This is a genomic window from Pseudoalteromonas sp. SR43-2 (assembly GCF_014163885.1).
Taxonomy (GTDB): Bacteria; Pseudomonadota; Gammaproteobacteria; order Enterobacterales; family Alteromonadaceae; genus Pseudoalteromonas; species Pseudoalteromonas distincta.
Window position 1 is genome coordinate 1 of sequence record NZ_JACJED010000008.1, and the last position, 16,191, is coordinate 16,191.

The window sequence follows — 16,191 nt, forward strand, 5'->3', positions numbered from 1 at the left end:
GATTGTATTCAGCGGTATCAACCTGCTTAATAGCGGCTGCGTGAATTATTACATCAACACCTTCACACGCTTGCGTTAAACGCTCTTTATCGCGAACATCACCAATAAAAAAACGTAATTGCGGGTAATCGTATGCTGGGTATTTTTGTTTTATTACAGACTGCTTTAATTCATCACGCGAATAGATAATTATTTTTTTTACATCTGGGTAGCGCGCTAAAATAGTTTCTATAAATTTTTTACCAAATGACCCAGTGCCACCAGTAATTAACACTGTTTTTTTGTTTAACATATTAGTTCCTTAAATATTTCTATACTTTATGTATCGAATACAAAATGTATCTTTATTCTTTGATATACCAAAATGCTTAAGCAGCATATTCATAAAATTGAGTTAGAGCCTTTTAGTCATTCGCTTTCTTTAAAAAGTATCTAGCGAGCACTATTAATACGCTTAAAATACCTCCAAAAAGAAAACCTAATATACAAATTAATGCACGCTTCGGCTTAAACTTTTGTTCCGGTACTAATGCAGGATCAATTGTTTTAAATACATACTCATCTCGCACATTTGCAAACATAATAGTTTTTGTTTGCTCTTCAATTAACTTATATAAAACAGCTCGAATATCGGCAACTTTTGTTTGTTGTAATTGCTCTGTTAGAAATTCAGTACTTTTATTAGCCTCTTCAACATCTCTAGACTTCATAACAGTATTGATGTCTTGAATTAACCAGTTAACCCACCGCTGCGCAATTACTGGCGAAACATGCTCAACTGATACAGTTATCAATCCACTTTCTTTGTTCATGTCTGTAGTAATTATTTGGCTAAACTGTTTGAAGGCTTCTTGCATTGAAGGTTCGGCTTTAAAAGGTAGTTTAGCTTCCCTTAACCATTTTTTTTCTTTTTCGTTATATATCTCTTCATCGTATTCAATACTATTATCCGCTTGCTTCCATGACTTTACAGCCATTAGGTCTGGTAAAATATTGTGCTTTTCAATAAAGTTAAATGTGAATTGGCGAGACTTTAAAACCTCAAGCGCTAACTGAGTTTTGTTAGCGGTGCCACTACTGCCCAAATTAACTCCAGCTAAACTAGCTAAACCACCAAATTGACCTGCTAGAACACCTAAGCCGCCGCTTTGTTCTTGTTCCGCCGCAGCAAGTAATGCTTCCGATTTATAAACATTAGGTTGCTCTAAAGCATAAAACACTGATGCAATTGTGAATAAGGCTGTTATTAAAATTACTACCCATTTACCTTCCCAAATGACAAAGAATAGCTCACTTAAATTCACTTCATCATCAGCAATAGTGGGTACAGATAGGTTTTTAGTATGTGTATCTTTACTATTCATATATATCTCTATTCAGCAGCTATTACACAAAACTAAACTCCGGCTTAATTTTCGTGCAATAGCATAATACAAGGTAATATTTAGTCTTTTATTAAATACTACTAATCGCAGCAACAGCTACACCAAGTTGATAAAGGATCTGTGTTGCAGTACTCCAAAGTGTCAATTTATCCATGTGATCTGCATCCATTGGTATTACTATTGTGTCACCTGGTTCTAACTGATCAGCATTATTTGCTGCAAACCAGCCACCTGTGTTTGGTATTTTCACTGAACCATTAGCTTTAATAATGTAAATTCGATCTTCAGCGGCACGCTCTTTAAGGCCACCACTTAGCGCTATATAGTCATCAACACTAACACCTGATTTATAAAGATGTGATGTTGAGTAGTTAACTTCACCTATTACACTGATTGAATCGCGCTTGCTTGGTACATAAAGTGTATCACCATCTTGTAATACTAAGTTTTGTTGATTATTTACAATTAAAGGTAAATCAATCACTAAACGTCCTACGGCTTCTACACTTGCGAGGTCGTTTAACAGCTTGTTCATTTCTTCATAAGAAAGTGTATTGCTGCTTACCGAATTTTGAAAGCTTTTTGAGGCGATATCGCGGCGAAGCTCTGTAGATAAACGCGCTAACTGCTTTTCCTCTTGCTCTTTAATTGATGTACGGGTAAATACAGCTGCTTTTTGTTCTGCAAATTGTGAAAAACCACCTGCGCGTTCAAGTAATTCAGTTAGCGTTTCACCACGGCGTATAGTGTACGTACCTGGAAATTTAAGCTCGCCTTTTAATTCTACTTTTACATTTTCTTGCCAATTTGGAATTGCAAAAACGTTGATGCTGTCTTTACTTTGTAATGTAATATTACTTTGAAGGTCGCCTTTCATGGCGCTTTCAAGGTCAAATCTTAAGTGTTCTATTTTAGAACCATCGCTGGCTACAATACGTGTAATTTCAGCTTGTTTTACGTAGGCAGACTCTAACAGGCCACCGGCTGCTGTTATTAAATCACTTACCTCACCACCAATCATTAGTGGATAAATACCAGGGAAAGTTACATTCCCGCTGATTTCAACTAATTGCATTGCTTGTTGCACTGATGCTTGCTGTTTAAATTTAGCAATAATCGGCGCTAATAAGTTATGGCGACTAAATAATGCATAATCCTCAGGTTTGAGTTCTTGGTCTTCTTCTTCTTTTGCTTTGCGTTTAGAAATTTCAGCAATTGTTAGTATTTTATTGTCTTCAAGAACAAGCTCTTCGTCTTCTTGATTAACACCAATATATTTTTCGAACTCTTTTTGCTCAAACTTGTGCCATTGCTCTGCTTTTTGTTGCTGCTCTTGTTGCTCTTGGCTAAGGGCCATATTTGCTAGAGCTGATTGCTCTGCTTCTTTTTCTTCAAAACGACTAAATACAACTATCTTGTCATTAGCTTTAAGTTGTAAGTTGTTTTCAGGATTTTTAATAATCGCTTGAGCAACGTCGAACTGATGCGCTTCTATATCGCCGTTTACATTTATTTCGCGGATTACGAGGCCGTAGCTTAAATCGGCTTGCGGTAGTAGGTCACCGCGTATAGATTTAAGTACATCTGAAATACGCTTACCTTGGTGCCATTGATAATTACCTGGGCGTGCTACTGCACCAATTAAGCTAATTGAATTTTGATATTGCGAGCTAACTGAATTAAAGCGAATGCGGTCGCCATCTTGTGGGATATAGTTAATTTGTGGTTTTGAAAAATCGACCGAGAGTACTTCTTTACGATCGAAGTTAAAGCGCTCTACAATTGCGCTTTTAGCGTATGCATTGGGTTTAAGGCCTCCGGCCATTGCTAATAACTGCTTAGCAGACTCACCTTTTTTAAGTTCAAAAATAGCGGGACGTTTAACTGCACCTTCAACTGTTACTTGAGCGCCAACTGATGGAATAAATACAGCATCGCCCGGCTTTAATACGATATCGTTGCTGCTATCGCCATTAATAAGTAAATCGTAAAGGTCAAAGTTTGCAACTACGTTGCCTGCGCGTTTAACTTGAATATTACGAAGAGAAGCAATGTCAGACACGCCACCGCTTACAAATAATGCATGCGAAACGGTTGTTAACGAAGAAACACTGTAGCTACCAGGCTTGTAAGCCTCACCTAGCACTAAAATACGCATGCTACGAAGCTGACCAAGCGATACAAACGCTTTTACACCTATTACCTCTTGCTCTACTTTTACTTTTACTAATTCTTTAATTTCAGCAAAAGTTAAACCGGCCACTTCTACAGGGCTTAAATCTGGAATACTAATACGTCCTTCACGGTCAACTATAACTTCAAAACTGTCACTTTCTTTACCATAAAAGTTTATTTTTAATTGATCGCCAGGGCCCACAATATATGTATCTGGTACTGCGGCATTTTCGCTTGGCATAAATGTAGTTGGTTCACCTGCAAACAATTCGTAACCGTACGGCTTTAATTCGTCTGTTTTTGGTTTAAAGCGCTCTTCATCTGTAAGCTTTTCTTTTTCGGGTTCTGCGCGCTCACCAATACTATTTTGCTGCTGTGTATTATTTTGATTATTAGATTGGTTTGTACCAGTGATCGTTGATATATCAACACCATACTGTTTTGCGAGGGCTTCTTGTTGAGCTTTAGGTAACTTTTTAAATTGCTCAATTTGAGACGCTGTTGGCGTAAAAGCCAAAGTACTAAAACTACAAAGTAGAATAAAAGCACTAATAAATTGTGTAAAAACTTTCACGAGTAGGTATATCCCTAGGTCTACAACCAAAATTGGCCGCTATAATACCTTAATTTTAAGAAAATAAAAAAGGGACTTTCGTCCCTTTTGTCACTTTAATGTCATTAACTTAACTACATTGGTTAAAAACTGTAAACCAACGTGAATGACGTTTCTGTGTCAGTGCTTTCTTTATCGTCAGCAACATCTGAGTTGTTAGTGACATTAAAAGCGACTTTCATTTGTAACGAGCCGTTTATTTTTGCAAGTAATGCAGTTTCAGAACGAGTCTTAGTGTTTGTATCACCGTACTCAACAGCAACTAATTGAGTAAAACGTGCATTCTCAGAAATTTGCCAGTTGTAATCTAACTTACCCAAGGCAATTACTTCGCCTTCAAATTCACCAGCAAGAGAGTTACCGTTGTCATCAACTTCAGTGCTGTCATCTGGGTATTCAAAGTATTTATAACCAGGACCAATTTCAGCACTTAGCCACATAGTTTTTTCGTTTAATAAACGTAAACCGTAACCTGCAGAAATTACTGACTCACTTCTATACGCTCCAAAATAATCTGAAACGTGTGAACCATAAATGAATAAATGAGAATGATCTTCATTTAGTTTGTAATTACCTTGTGCAGAAATTGAATACTTCTCGTTAGTGCGCTGCTTGTTTTTGTCACCATTTGCATCTTCAACTTCATCTTCTTTGTAGATGCCGTCTAGCTTGTATTCGTTATTCCAGTGTTCAAGGTTGTGCTGAACTTTAATGCCACCTTTAAGTGTGGTCGTTTCTGTATTACCACTTGTGACAATAGCACCTAATTCACTGGTAACTTCCCATGTTCTTTGTTCTGCGTCTGCAGCAAATGCGTTTGTTGCAGCAGAAGCCGCAACTAAAACTGATAAAAGCTTTAATTTCATTAAAAAATAACCTTTGTATAAATGTACATCTATTTTATTAAAGCATTACTTGTTAGAGCAAGCTAAACAGCTAAGTAATAATGTAAAAAATTTTCATGCAGCAAATACCGCATGAAAACTTTAATTGTTATAGCTCTTTAGCACTATAACAATTAAAGATAACTTTAATTAAATAACTATTTAAAATTAGTCTTGCTTGTGAAAGTGAACATCCATTTGTGGAAATGGGATAGTAATATCTGCATCATCTAATGCGATTTTAATATTTTCCATTAATGACCAGTAAGTAGGCCAATAATCAGCAGCGTTAACCCAAGGACGAACAATAAAGTTAACACTTGAATCGCCTAACTCATTTACAGATACATTGTAAGCTGGATCTTTAAGTATGCGTGTTTCTGCATCTAATACAGATTTTAATACTTCTTTTGCGTGACGTAAATCAGCATCGTAGCCAACACCAATAACTAAATCGATACGACGAGTAGACTCTCGTGAGAAGTTAGTAATAGCACCAGACATTATTTGAGAGTTTGGTACGATAATTACTTTATTATCTGGAGTACGTAGTTCAGTTGAGAATATTTCGATTTTTTTAACTGTACCCATTTTATTACCTGCTTCAACAAAGTCACCAGACTTAAATGGACGAAGTAAAATAATAAGTACGCCTGATGCGAAGTTAGATAATGAACCTTGTAATGCTAAACCAACAGCTAAACCGGCAGCACCTAAAATAGCAATGAACGAAGTTGTTTCAATGCCAATTTGCGAAAGTGCCATTAAAATAGTTACAGCAAATACAAGTGTGTACACAATACTTGAAACAAATGAACCGACAGCTTTATCTACTTTCTTTTTAGCAAAACCTTTTTCAGTTAAGTTAGAACAAAACTTAGCAACACGACTACCAAGTAAAAAGATAACAAGCGCAACAACAGCTTGTATACCGTAGTGTAAAATTAGGCCTGAGTTATCGTTAAGCCAATTAAGTACTGAATCCATATTTACTCCAAATGTTTTTTATTAAGCGTTTTCGGGCATTATTATACATTAATTTACAATTTATTCTCATGAAATAATGAATTAATACTATTAAATGCAAGTATATTCTATTTTTTAGAGGCATTTATGCGATAATACATAGCCTACTTTGAAAAAATATTAACGACTAAATACTAATTATATTTGCCTGATTTAAATTATTTTAATTTATTTCACTTTTGGGCTTCACAACAATTATTATTTTATGTATTATGCGCGCCACACCAAACGAGGTGTGTGTAGTGGCGGTTGTAGCTCAGTTGGTAGAGCCCCGGATTGTGATTCCGGTTGTCGCGGGTTCAAGCCCCGTCAATCGCCCCACTTTTTTATATTAGTAATATCCTATCTTTATATTGAATAATCTCCCTTACTTATCTCTTTTAATATCCCGTACAGCAAACCAAAGCTTTATCACCTGAATTAATTAATATTTTAAACTAAAACAGTTTTTCAGCAACCTCCCCTATTTAAATTACATTTATTTAACCAATGTGATTGTACTGGCTGTACTTCAATACAAAAAGTGCTAGGTTTCTAGTACTAACATCATTTTATTACAAAACATCAAACTTCTACTGGGATATAAAATTAAGCATGATTAAACAGGTTTTAGGAAATTTACTGTGTAGTTGTTTAGCTGTAATGAGCTTTAACTCATTGGCTCAAAGCAATGATGAATTCAATAAGCTATTGATTGAGCTTCAAAAATTAGTTTCTGAAAAAAAATACACTCAGGCTTATCAAAAAAGTAATAGCGAATACCAGTACCTGGGCGAACCCGTATACGACTTTTTATTAGGGGTCAGTGCACTTAAAACAGGGCATGCGGCGCCAGCTGTATTTGCCTTTGAACGCGTGGTTGAAAATAATCCTAGATGGTATGAAGCTCGCTTGTACTTAGTTCGCGCTTATTTAACAGTTAATAATTTACCTGCTGCCGATACTCAAGCTTTAATACTAATTAACTCACCTGACACACCTAATAATATAAAGTCTTCAGCACAGTCATTGCTAGAAACTGCAGCACTTAAGCAACAAGAGGCTGGACGCTCTTATAAACAAAATATTGAGCTTGCCCTTGGCGTAGATGGCAACGTAAACGCAGGTACTGCAGAAAATACGATTATAATTCCTAATATTGGTGAGTTTTTGTTATCGCCAGAAAGTAAAAGTACGCAGGACAACTATGCACGACTTAATTACAGAGGAAAGTACTCTCACCCTATTGATCAAAAAAGCTTAATCACTTTAAGTATTGATACTGGGTGGTACAAGTTTGAAGAACTCAGTCAATACGATCGTATAAATGCGCACATTAATGCCGCCTATCAATATAAACAAAATGACATAAGTTGGTTTGCACGAGTTGCTACCACTCCGTTGATACTTGATGGCGAACTTTATCGTACTGAATCAGCTTTAACGGCCGGAGCTAATTTTACGCTAAATAAACAAGTTAATTTATTTAGCTCTTTGACTGCAGGTGTTTTAAACAATAGATTTGATGAAAAGCTCGATAACTCATTTTATGCGATAAATACAGGTGCTAGCTATGCAGCTAAAAATTGGTTTCAAAGCTTAAGCATTAACGCTAAAAGCGAGGAAGCTGACATTACTGAGGGGGAATTTAATAGCCGTAATATTACGAGCTTGTACTACCAAGTGAACACTCAGTTGGCTCAACATTGGCAGTTGTTATCTCTTGCTGGATACCAATGGATTAATTATAAAGATGATCACCCTTTATTTTTACAAGAACGTGCCGATAACCTCTTTATGTTCTCAACTTCTGTTCGCTACTTAGTTAATCGCGATTTAGCCATACAGTTGGCTGCCAACTATCAAGATAAATCCAGTAATATTTCTTTATTCGAATATGACCGTTTAGATATAAATTTAAGCGCTTCTTACTCATTTTAATTTAAGGTATTTATGAAACATTTACTCCCTGTAATTACCACTTTACTTTGTGTAAGTTTTTATACACAAGCAAACGACCCTGCTGGTAAAACTATTTTAGCACGAGGCTCTGTACTCGCGGTTGATGGAAGCAATGAACAACAACGACAGTTGCAGCGCAGAGATACTGTTTTTGGCGTAGATCGCATTACGACTGGAGAGAAAAGCAAAGCGCAATTTTCGATGTTGGATGGTGGTTTAATAGCCTTAAAAGAAAACTCAGAATTAAATATTGCTAACTACGAATTTAATGACAATACCCAACAAGGCTCTGCTTCTATTGAGTTACTTAAAGGCGGTTTGCGCTCTATTTCCGGCGTAATTAAAAAAAATGGCGGCTCTTATAGTGTAAAAACTCCCGTAGGCCCTATTGGTATACGCGGAACGCATTTTGAAGTTCAACTGGTTAAAGGCGATGTATTTTTAGCGGTATGGGATGGCGCAATAGATTTAACGTTAGAAAATAATAACGTGGTTTCTTTGGGTGATAACGAGGCATTTTCGTTTGCACAAATTACAGCCACTGGTGAAGTCTTTAAAACAACACGTGCGGCACGCGTGTTTGATCAAAATATAGTAGCAATTGATCCTAAAGACGACAACGAAGAAGAAACTGAGCAAGCATCGGTAACTGAAGTTGAAGTAAATGCTTTTGAAGCTGATACAGGTGTTGTGGATATATATTCTGAACAACAATTTCAAACTGTTAGCAGCGCATCTTTAGTCGATCAAATAGCTCAGCGCCAAGGTGTATTTAACTATGAGGCATCAAGCTTTAATGTAAATTCGAGTGTGGGTGCTGTTACTGACTTTGCTATGACTATGGCAGTTGATTTTGATAATGGCACAGTGCCTGATGGCGAAATTAGTTTTAATGACGCCGGTGGAAATTGGTATGCAGCTTACAGCGGCTTAATAAATTTAAGCGAACTTGAACTGGCCGTTACATTTGCATCCCATGGTAACAATAAAGCCGAGGGCGATGTTGATGCAATATTTTTGAATGACTTAGACAACATTACTGGCAACTTTAATCTTAACGAAATAAATAATCCTGATGTAAATGCTAGTGGTTCTTTTAAATTAGAACCATAAACACATTGGATACAAAGCTTTTATTATGGAGTATTTAAAATGACAGCAAAAAATATATTTTTGCTTGGTTCTATGGTGTTTTTGTTAAGTGCCTGTGGAGGCTCAGAAGAAAGCCCCACTCAAGAGGCAATACAATCACCTACGGCTGAAGTAATACCGCCAACGGTTACTAGCTATATTAATTTGGCTGGTGTTATAGCGAGTAATCAAACCAAGAGTACAAAAGTTTTAGGTGCTGTCACTTCAAGTAGAGGAGTTGTTGGAGCAAGTTTAGCTAATACTCGCGCTAATATTGTTTTTTCACAAACAAACGACACCGTACAAGGTAATGTTTCTTTTTTACTTGAAGCTTCGGATACTGATGGCATTGCTGAAGTTAATTTAGTACTCCCTAGCGTTAATAAAAGCATATCACTTTGTTCTTCTGATTGTGGTGTTGACTACGAAAAGTCAATTATAGGCCTCAGTCCTGCGCTTTATGGCGCAACTCCAGGGGAAATACGCCTTGAAATATGGATAACTGACACTTTAAATAATCAAGCACTTGCTGATGCAATCACTTTTAACTGGCAACCATATCAAATTGAAGGTGTTACAGCACAACGAGACGAAGATAATATTAATCTTTCGTGGCAAGCTAACCCCGAACTTAATCGTTACAACGTTTATATTGCAACTCAAGCTGGAGTCTCATCCACTAATATTAATGAATTAGAGAATGGGCAACAATTTTTAAGTATTCAAGATACTGCATTAAGCATTACCGAGTCACTTACTAATAAAAGTTACCAAGTACTTATTACCGGTGTTGATGGCAGTGGTGAAAGTGGTTTTGCCAATATAATAAACATAGCGCCAGTGGGTGGAGAGCTTGCATTTGCACCAGAGGCAAATGCCGATCAGTTTCAGATAAGTGAAGATCAAACTCTGCAAGGTAACGTACTAACAAATGATACGAATCAATACAGTGGCGATTTACGTGTAAATGCAGATGCATTAATTCTACCGCAGCATGGCACTCTTAATATAAATGAAAATGGGGATTTTACTTATATCCCTATTGCAAACTTTAATGGTGAAGATGCCTTTAGCTATCAAGTTGCTAACGAGCTAGGTATGACAGACACCGCAGTTGTAGAGATAACCATTTTAGCTGTTAACGACGCCCCTATTGCGCTTGATAATACTTACAGCATTACAAACAGTGGAACCTTAGTTGTCCTATCGCCAGGCTTACTTATAAACGATAGCGATATAGACTTAGATGACTTAACTGTTGATACAACGCCGGTTAGCGAACCAACAAGAGGACAATTAACCCTTTTTGATAATGGTAGCTTTGAATATCAAGGCGAGCAAAATATGCAAGGCCAAGACAGTTTTCAGTACAGAGTTGTTGATGCACAAGGTGCTCAGGCTATTGCAAATGTAACTATTGTAAGTTCAAACACTAACGTAGCCCCTGTAACAAAAAATGATAGCTATAGTTTAAGCGAAGATGAAACACTTGTGGTTACAGCAGCTAATGGTGTGCTTAGTAACGATACTGACCCAAATAATGACAGTTTTTCAGTTGATGAAACGTTTATGGTGGCACCCACAAATGGCCAACTATTATTAGCAACTGATGGCAGCTTTAGTTATGTGCCGGATGCTAATTTTAATGGTGTCGATCAATTTCAATATCAAGCTATAGACTCATTAGGTGCAACCTCTACAGCCACAGTAACTTTAGTAATAAACAGCGAACCCGATAACCCTGTTGCACAAAATGATGCCTATCAATTTAGCAAAAATAAACTATTTGAAGTAACAGTACAAAATGGCTTGTTAATTAACGACTTTAATATTGAGGCTGGTGATTTATCGGTTAATACCACGGCAATTAATACAACTCAAAATGGGGAACTTACATTAAATGCTGATGGCTCGTTTACCTATCAGCCAGACTTAGGTTTTATTGGTGTAGATAGCTTTACCTATTCAATTTCAAATGAGCAAGGCTTAACTGCAACAGCTCAAGTAACCTTAAGTGAAAGCGGCGTTAATACTTTTCCACAAGCCAATGACGATCAATATACGTTAGACGAAGACAGCTCTGCATCTTTATTAGATGTGCTAGCTAACGACACTGATGCAGATGGCGATACAATTACTATTTCTAATATAGAAAATACTGCTGGTGAAGCGACTATTGTCGCCGGAAAAATGCAGTTTACTCCACCAGCAAATTTTTCAGGTGAGATAGTACTGACTTACACCATTACCGATGGTTATAGCACTGGTAATGAAGGTATAAACGACAGAACAGCAAGTGTGACGATTACTGTTACACCCGTTAATGATGCCCCTACTGCAAATGCTGACTCAGCAACGATGAACGAAGATGCTCCTGCGTTATTAGTTAACGTATTAGCTAACGACTCCGACATTGACGGCGTTACTCTTGTGATAACTGCTGCTACTGCAGATAGAGGTTCTGCATCTGTTGTTGATAATAAAATCCAATATACGCCTGCTGCTAATACAAATGGAACAGCAATTATTAACTACACAATAAGTGATGGTAACGGCGGTACTGCAACTACTAACTTAACAATTACTATTATTCCCGTAAACGATGCTCCAATAGCAAACGCAGACTCAGCTACAATAGATGAAGATGCAGCGCCAATACTAATAAATGTATTAGCCAATGACTCAGACGTGGATGGCGACAGCCTTACCATAAGCGCAGCATCAGCTAATATTGGCTCTGTATCAGTGGTTGGCAATCAAATTCAATATACACCGGCAGCCGACGACAACGGCTTAGCAACAGTTACTTATACTGTAAGCGATAGCAACGGCGGTGCCAGTACAACAACGTTAACTATCACTATTACACCTGTAAATGATGCTCCAATAGCAAATGCTGACACGGCAACTATGGCTGAAGATGCAGCGCCAATACTAATAAACGTATTAGCAAATGACTCAGACGTGGATGGCGACAGTCTTGCCATAAGCGCAGCATCAGCTGATATTGGCTCTGTATCCGTGGTTGGCAATCAAATTCAATACACACCGGCAGCCAACGACAATGGCTTAGCAACAGTTACTTATACTGTAAGTGATAATAATGGTGGAACCAATACAGCCACAGTCGCTATTACGATAACTGCCGTGAATGATGCACCAGTGGCTAATAACGATACTGCAACTATGGCTGAAGATGCAGCGCCAATACTGATAAACGTATTAGCCAATGACTCAGATGAAGATGGCGACAGCCTTGCCATAAGCGCAGCATCAGCTGATATTGGCTCAGCCTCAGTAGTTGGCAATCAAATTCAATATACCCCAGCTGCGAATACCAATGGACTCGCCACGGTAACTTATACTGTAAGTGATAATAATGGTGGAACCAATACAGCCACAGTCGCTATTACGATAACTGAGGTTAACGATGCACCTGTAGCATCGGTTCAAAGTTTTAGTATTAGTGAAAATGCTACAGATGGCGACATTATTGGGACTGTTAGCGCGTCAGATATTGATAACCAGACCTTAACTTATAGTTTAACTGGCGGTGACACTGCTTCATTTGAAATTAATAGTAGCTCTGGTGTTTTATCAACCGTAGGTGAAAGCCCATTTGATTTTGAAACAACTAATCAATATATCTTAAATGTCACTATAACTGATGATGGCACACCTAATGAAAGTTCAAACGTTAACATAACCGTTAATATTACTGATGAAGTTGAACTTCTTATTCCAACTGAAGATGTGACATTTGGCCGCCCAATTACAGGAGAGCTTGATCTTTCGAACATTTTTTCTGGTGGTGAGTTTAAAGACAGTATTGAGCTTAATGGCAACCTATATTTTGTTGGTTTTACCAACAATGCTGATAAAGACCTTCTTATTGTCTCTTACTCAAATAATGGTGATATAAATACTGCCTTTAATAACACCGGCACTAAAATACTCGATTTAGATCAAGATGAGGAAGCCACAGCTATTATTTCTGACGGTACAGATCTTTTCATTGCCTATTCGAGTTTTGATGGCACCCATAATGAAGCTTGTATACTTAAAATGGATCTCGCTGGAACGTTAAGCACTGGTTCGGATGATGACGATGATGATGACGACGACGACGGTGAAAGTGGCGCAGGTATTCAGTGTACAACGCTTAATAGTACTACCGTTATTAATGACCTTGAAATTGATGACAATAAAATACTGGCTGTAGGTAAACACTTTGACGGGACTCAAAACGATAGCCTATGGATACATTACAAAAAATCAGATCTAGATTTTGAGAACTCTACTCCAGCTATTGTCGATGTTAGCGGCGCTAATAGAGATGATGAAGGCTTTGCAATTAAGAACTTTGATAAATCCGACTACTTAGTTGTAGGGACTGTTACCAGTGCAGAGGGAACAAAAGACTCTCTAATTCGTTATTTAAAATCTGATGGCGATAATGACAATAACTTTAATGGTGGCGCAGCACTAATAATTGATATATCAGATAATAATAAAGACGACGAACTTTTTGCTGTAGGCGGAGTTGTTGATTCTGAATTTACTGCCTTCGCAGGTGGTTACATAACTCGTAACAGTGGTGAAAAAGAAGCCGTGGTTTTGGCTATTGATAAAACAGGTACTCTTATAACGAGTTTTGGTGATGCAGGTACTGCTATTTACGATATTGATGGTAACGGTGGAAATGGTAATGGCGGCGCTAAAATTACAGGTATTAAACACGAGTCTAGTAACAATGGCATTAGTTTGTCAGGGACGACTGGCGTATCAGCCTCAGAAAAATTATTTTCAGCACGGATTAATAATGAAGGTACTTTAGATAGTGCTTATGGCACCTCCGGCATTAATATAATTGATGGTATAAGTGGTAAGCAATATGCCAACACTTTAGCTATCGACTCTAATGACACTATTTGGGTAGCTGGTGTTAATGATGATTCTAATACAAAACCGTTTATTGCTGCAATAGACAGTCAAGCCACATTATTTAGTAACTTTGAAACCAATGGTTACTTTACCCTTAATAATTTAGTAGATGCGACAAACGACGAATCAATGCACGTTTTACAACTTAGCAATGACATTCATGCCGGTAAGTACATTCTTGCATCAACGGCTAAATCGGACTCAGTTACTAAGTTAGTATTAACACGTTTTACGAGTGCGGGTGATATCGATACTAGCTTTAGCGAAAGTGGCCATAAAGAAATCGCCATAGATTTGAGTAAGTCGCGTGTTGCTTTAACCGAGCAAAGCGACGGCAATTTAGTTATTACAGGCTCTAAAAATAGTGAAAATGGTGAAGCGGGCTTTGTAGCTAAAGTTGATCAGTCTGGTAATTTAGACTCTTCATTTGCTACAGATGGTGTATATACAACTTCTGTCAGTGGCGCAGAATTGGTAAACCTGACAGATATTGCACTTGATAACAGCGGTAACATTATTACTGTTGGGTCAATAGTAACAAGTGGCACTCCTAGCCCAATCGTTATAATGTTGACGCAAGAAGGTACTCTAGAGCCTAACTTTGGCACTGGCGGAAGTATCATAGGCTCAGCTTTTGAGTACTATAACCGCGTACATACCGACAATGCAGATATTTTCATTGGTGGTAAGTCTGTATTAAGTGGCACTTCAAAGCTAATCGCATTGAAGTTGAGCTCAAACGGTACTGAAACCTTTAAATATGTAGGTGAAGAAACTACAGATACCGACAATAAAATAGTGCAGATTTTAACTGACACAACGGGTAAGTTATATTTAATAGCAAACCTTATTGATTCGCCAAATAAAGCCAATGTTATTAGGTTGCTTGTTACGGGTACGCTTGATACTAGCTTTGCCGTAAACGGTGTCGGTGAATATACTTTGGCCTCAACCGGTAACACTGAGCTAAGTGGTGCAGCGCTAGATAGCAGCGATCAACTTATTTTAGCAGGCAAGGCTAACAATAAAGGAATGTTAGCGCGCATTTTAACTGATGGTACTTTAGATAATACGTTTGGAGCCAGTGGTGCCGGATTTTATGAAGCAAGCCAATGTGTCAGTACCCATGTATTTACTTCAATTATCCTGCAAAATGATACCCAAGTTGTTGTAAGTAGCACTTGTAATGACACTAACTCTAACAATGTTAGTATTTCTAAATTCAATTTTGAAGCAGATGGAGCTTAGCCTTAAATTATGAAAGTTGAATTTTTTGGTGTTAGAGGCTCGATGCCTTCAGCTGGAAGTAATACACACATTTTTGGGGGAAATACCTCATGTGTGTACATTGAACAAAACAACGGTAAAGATCTTATTTTAGACTCTGGTACCGGTATTGTAGAACTCGGTACACGTTTACTAGAAACACAAAGTCCTATCAATATTTTGCTAACGCACAATCATTGGGATCATATTCAAGGGTTTCCTTTTTTTAAACCTATCTACCAGCCCAACCGCAATATAACCATTGTAGCTGGCAACGTTGATGATAAAAAAAGCCAAGATGCCATATTAAAGCAAATGAGTGGTTCGTACTTTCCTGTGTGTTATCAGGATTTACCTGCCAATATTACGCTTAATACTGATTTATCGTCTCAAAAGCAATTTACACTTAACGGTTTTTTAGTTTCTACTGCTCCACTGAATCACCCTGGTGGCGGTACTGCTTATTGCATTAAAGCAGATGAAAAAAAGATAGCTTACGTTACCGACAATGAGCTAAACCCACCAGACAAGCTAAACACAAGTATTTGCGAATGGAGTAATTTTATTGAAGGCGCTGATTTACTAATTCACGATGCTCAATTTATAGATGCAGACTTGCCTCTTAAGCATGGTTGGGGTCATAGCACCATAGATCAGGTTGCTGAGCTTGCTATAAAAGCGAGTATTAAAAATGTGATTATTATTAGCCACGATCCATCAAGAACCGATGAACAGTTAGTCTCTATAGAAAAGTATTTACACACGCAGTACGCTAAACAGGTAAAAATAGAATGCGGCCGAGAAGGACGAGTTTTTGATTTTTAGT

General features: G+C 37.6%; 9 protein-coding genes and 1 tRNA gene. 5 read left to right on the forward strand and 5 right to left on the reverse strand.

What is annotated here, in order from left to right:
• The 5 genes from H5120_RS08600 to H5120_RS08620 form a co-directional block, all read right to left on the reverse strand.
• Nucleotides 1–292, reverse strand: a 292-nt coding sequence (locus H5120_RS08600; RefSeq protein ID WP_182674105.1) for a polysaccharide biosynthesis protein, incomplete at its 3' end; no start/stop codon positions are given.
• 112 nt (nt 293–404) lie between these two features.
• Nucleotides 405–1,364, reverse strand: coding sequence for a Wzz/FepE/Etk N-terminal domain-containing protein (locus tag H5120_RS08605; protein ID WP_182674106.1), 960 nt, complete (start codon nt 1,362–1,364; stop codon nt 405–407).
• Between the two features lie 91 nt (nt 1,365–1,455).
• Nucleotides 1,456–4,134, reverse strand: a complete 2,679-nt coding sequence (locus H5120_RS08610; RefSeq protein WP_182671015.1) for an SLBB domain-containing protein — start codon at nt 4,132–4,134, stop codon at nt 1,456–1,458.
• Between the two features lie 122 nt (nt 4,135–4,256).
• The gene (locus tag H5120_RS08615) at nt 4,257–5,039 is read right to left on the reverse strand and encodes a YdiY family protein (protein ID WP_024596589.1); all 783 of its coding nucleotides are present in this window, start codon (nt 5,037–5,039) and stop codon (nt 4,257–4,259) included.
• 186 nt (nt 5,040–5,225) lie between these two features.
• Complete coding sequence (locus H5120_RS08620) at nt 5,226–6,044, reverse strand: mechanosensitive ion channel family protein (protein ID WP_002958438.1); 819 nt, start codon at nt 6,042–6,044, stop codon at nt 5,226–5,228.
• A 284-nt stretch (nt 6,045–6,328) separates the two neighbouring features.
• On the opposite strand from H5120_RS08620, the gene H5120_RS08625 reads away from it, so the two are divergent.
• The 5 genes from H5120_RS08625 to H5120_RS08645 all read left to right on the forward strand — a co-directional run bounded on the left by H5120_RS08625 (nt 6,329) and on the right by H5120_RS08645 (nt 16,190).
• A tRNA-His gene (locus tag H5120_RS08625) sits at nt 6,329–6,404 on the forward strand.
• A gap of 273 nt (nt 6,405–6,677) precedes the next feature.
• Nucleotides 6,678–8,003 (forward strand): surface lipoprotein assembly modifier, encoded by a 1,326-nt coding sequence (locus H5120_RS08630; RefSeq protein WP_182674107.1) that lies wholly within the window; start codon nt 6,678–6,680, stop codon nt 8,001–8,003.
• 12 nt (nt 8,004–8,015) lie between these two features.
• Nucleotides 8,016–9,137: a FecR domain-containing protein gene (locus tag H5120_RS08635; protein ID WP_182674108.1), complete on the forward strand. Its 1,122-nt coding sequence runs from the start codon at nt 8,016–8,018 to the stop codon at nt 9,135–9,137.
• 39 nt (nt 9,138–9,176) lie between these two features.
• A complete protein-coding gene (locus H5120_RS08640; RefSeq protein WP_182674109.1) occupies nt 9,177–15,347 on the forward strand; it encodes an Ig-like domain-containing protein in 6,171 nt (2,056 codons plus the stop codon).
• A gap of 9 nt (nt 15,348–15,356) precedes the next feature.
• On the forward strand, nt 15,357–16,190 hold the full coding sequence (locus H5120_RS08645) for an MBL fold metallo-hydrolase (RefSeq protein ID WP_182674110.1): 834 nt from the start codon (nt 15,357–15,359) through the stop codon (nt 16,188–16,190).
• Nucleotide 16,191 lies beyond the last annotated feature (1 nt).

Coding starts and splice junctions, on each gene's coding strand:
- H5120_RS08620 (WP_002958438.1), bottom strand. CDS start 6,044: ATGGATTCAGTACTTAATTGGCTTAACGATAACTCAGGCCTAATTTTA.
- H5120_RS08645 (WP_182674110.1), top strand. CDS start 15,357: ATGAAAGTTGAATTTTTTGGTGTTAGAGGCTCGATGCCTTCAGCTGGA.
- H5120_RS08615 (WP_024596589.1), bottom strand. CDS start 5,039: ATGAAATTAAAGCTTTTATCAGTTTTAGTTGCGGCTTCTGCTGCAACA.
- H5120_RS08640 (WP_182674109.1), top strand. CDS start 9,177: ATGACAGCAAAAAATATATTTTTGCTTGGTTCTATGGTGTTTTTGTTA.
- H5120_RS08630 (WP_182674107.1), top strand. CDS start 6,678: ATGATTAAACAGGTTTTAGGAAATTTACTGTGTAGTTGTTTAGCTGTA.
- H5120_RS08635 (WP_182674108.1), top strand. CDS start 8,016: ATGAAACATTTACTCCCTGTAATTACCACTTTACTTTGTGTAAGTTTT.
- H5120_RS08605 (WP_182674106.1), bottom strand. CDS start 1,364: ATGAATAGTAAAGATACACATACTAAAAACCTATCTGTACCCACTATT.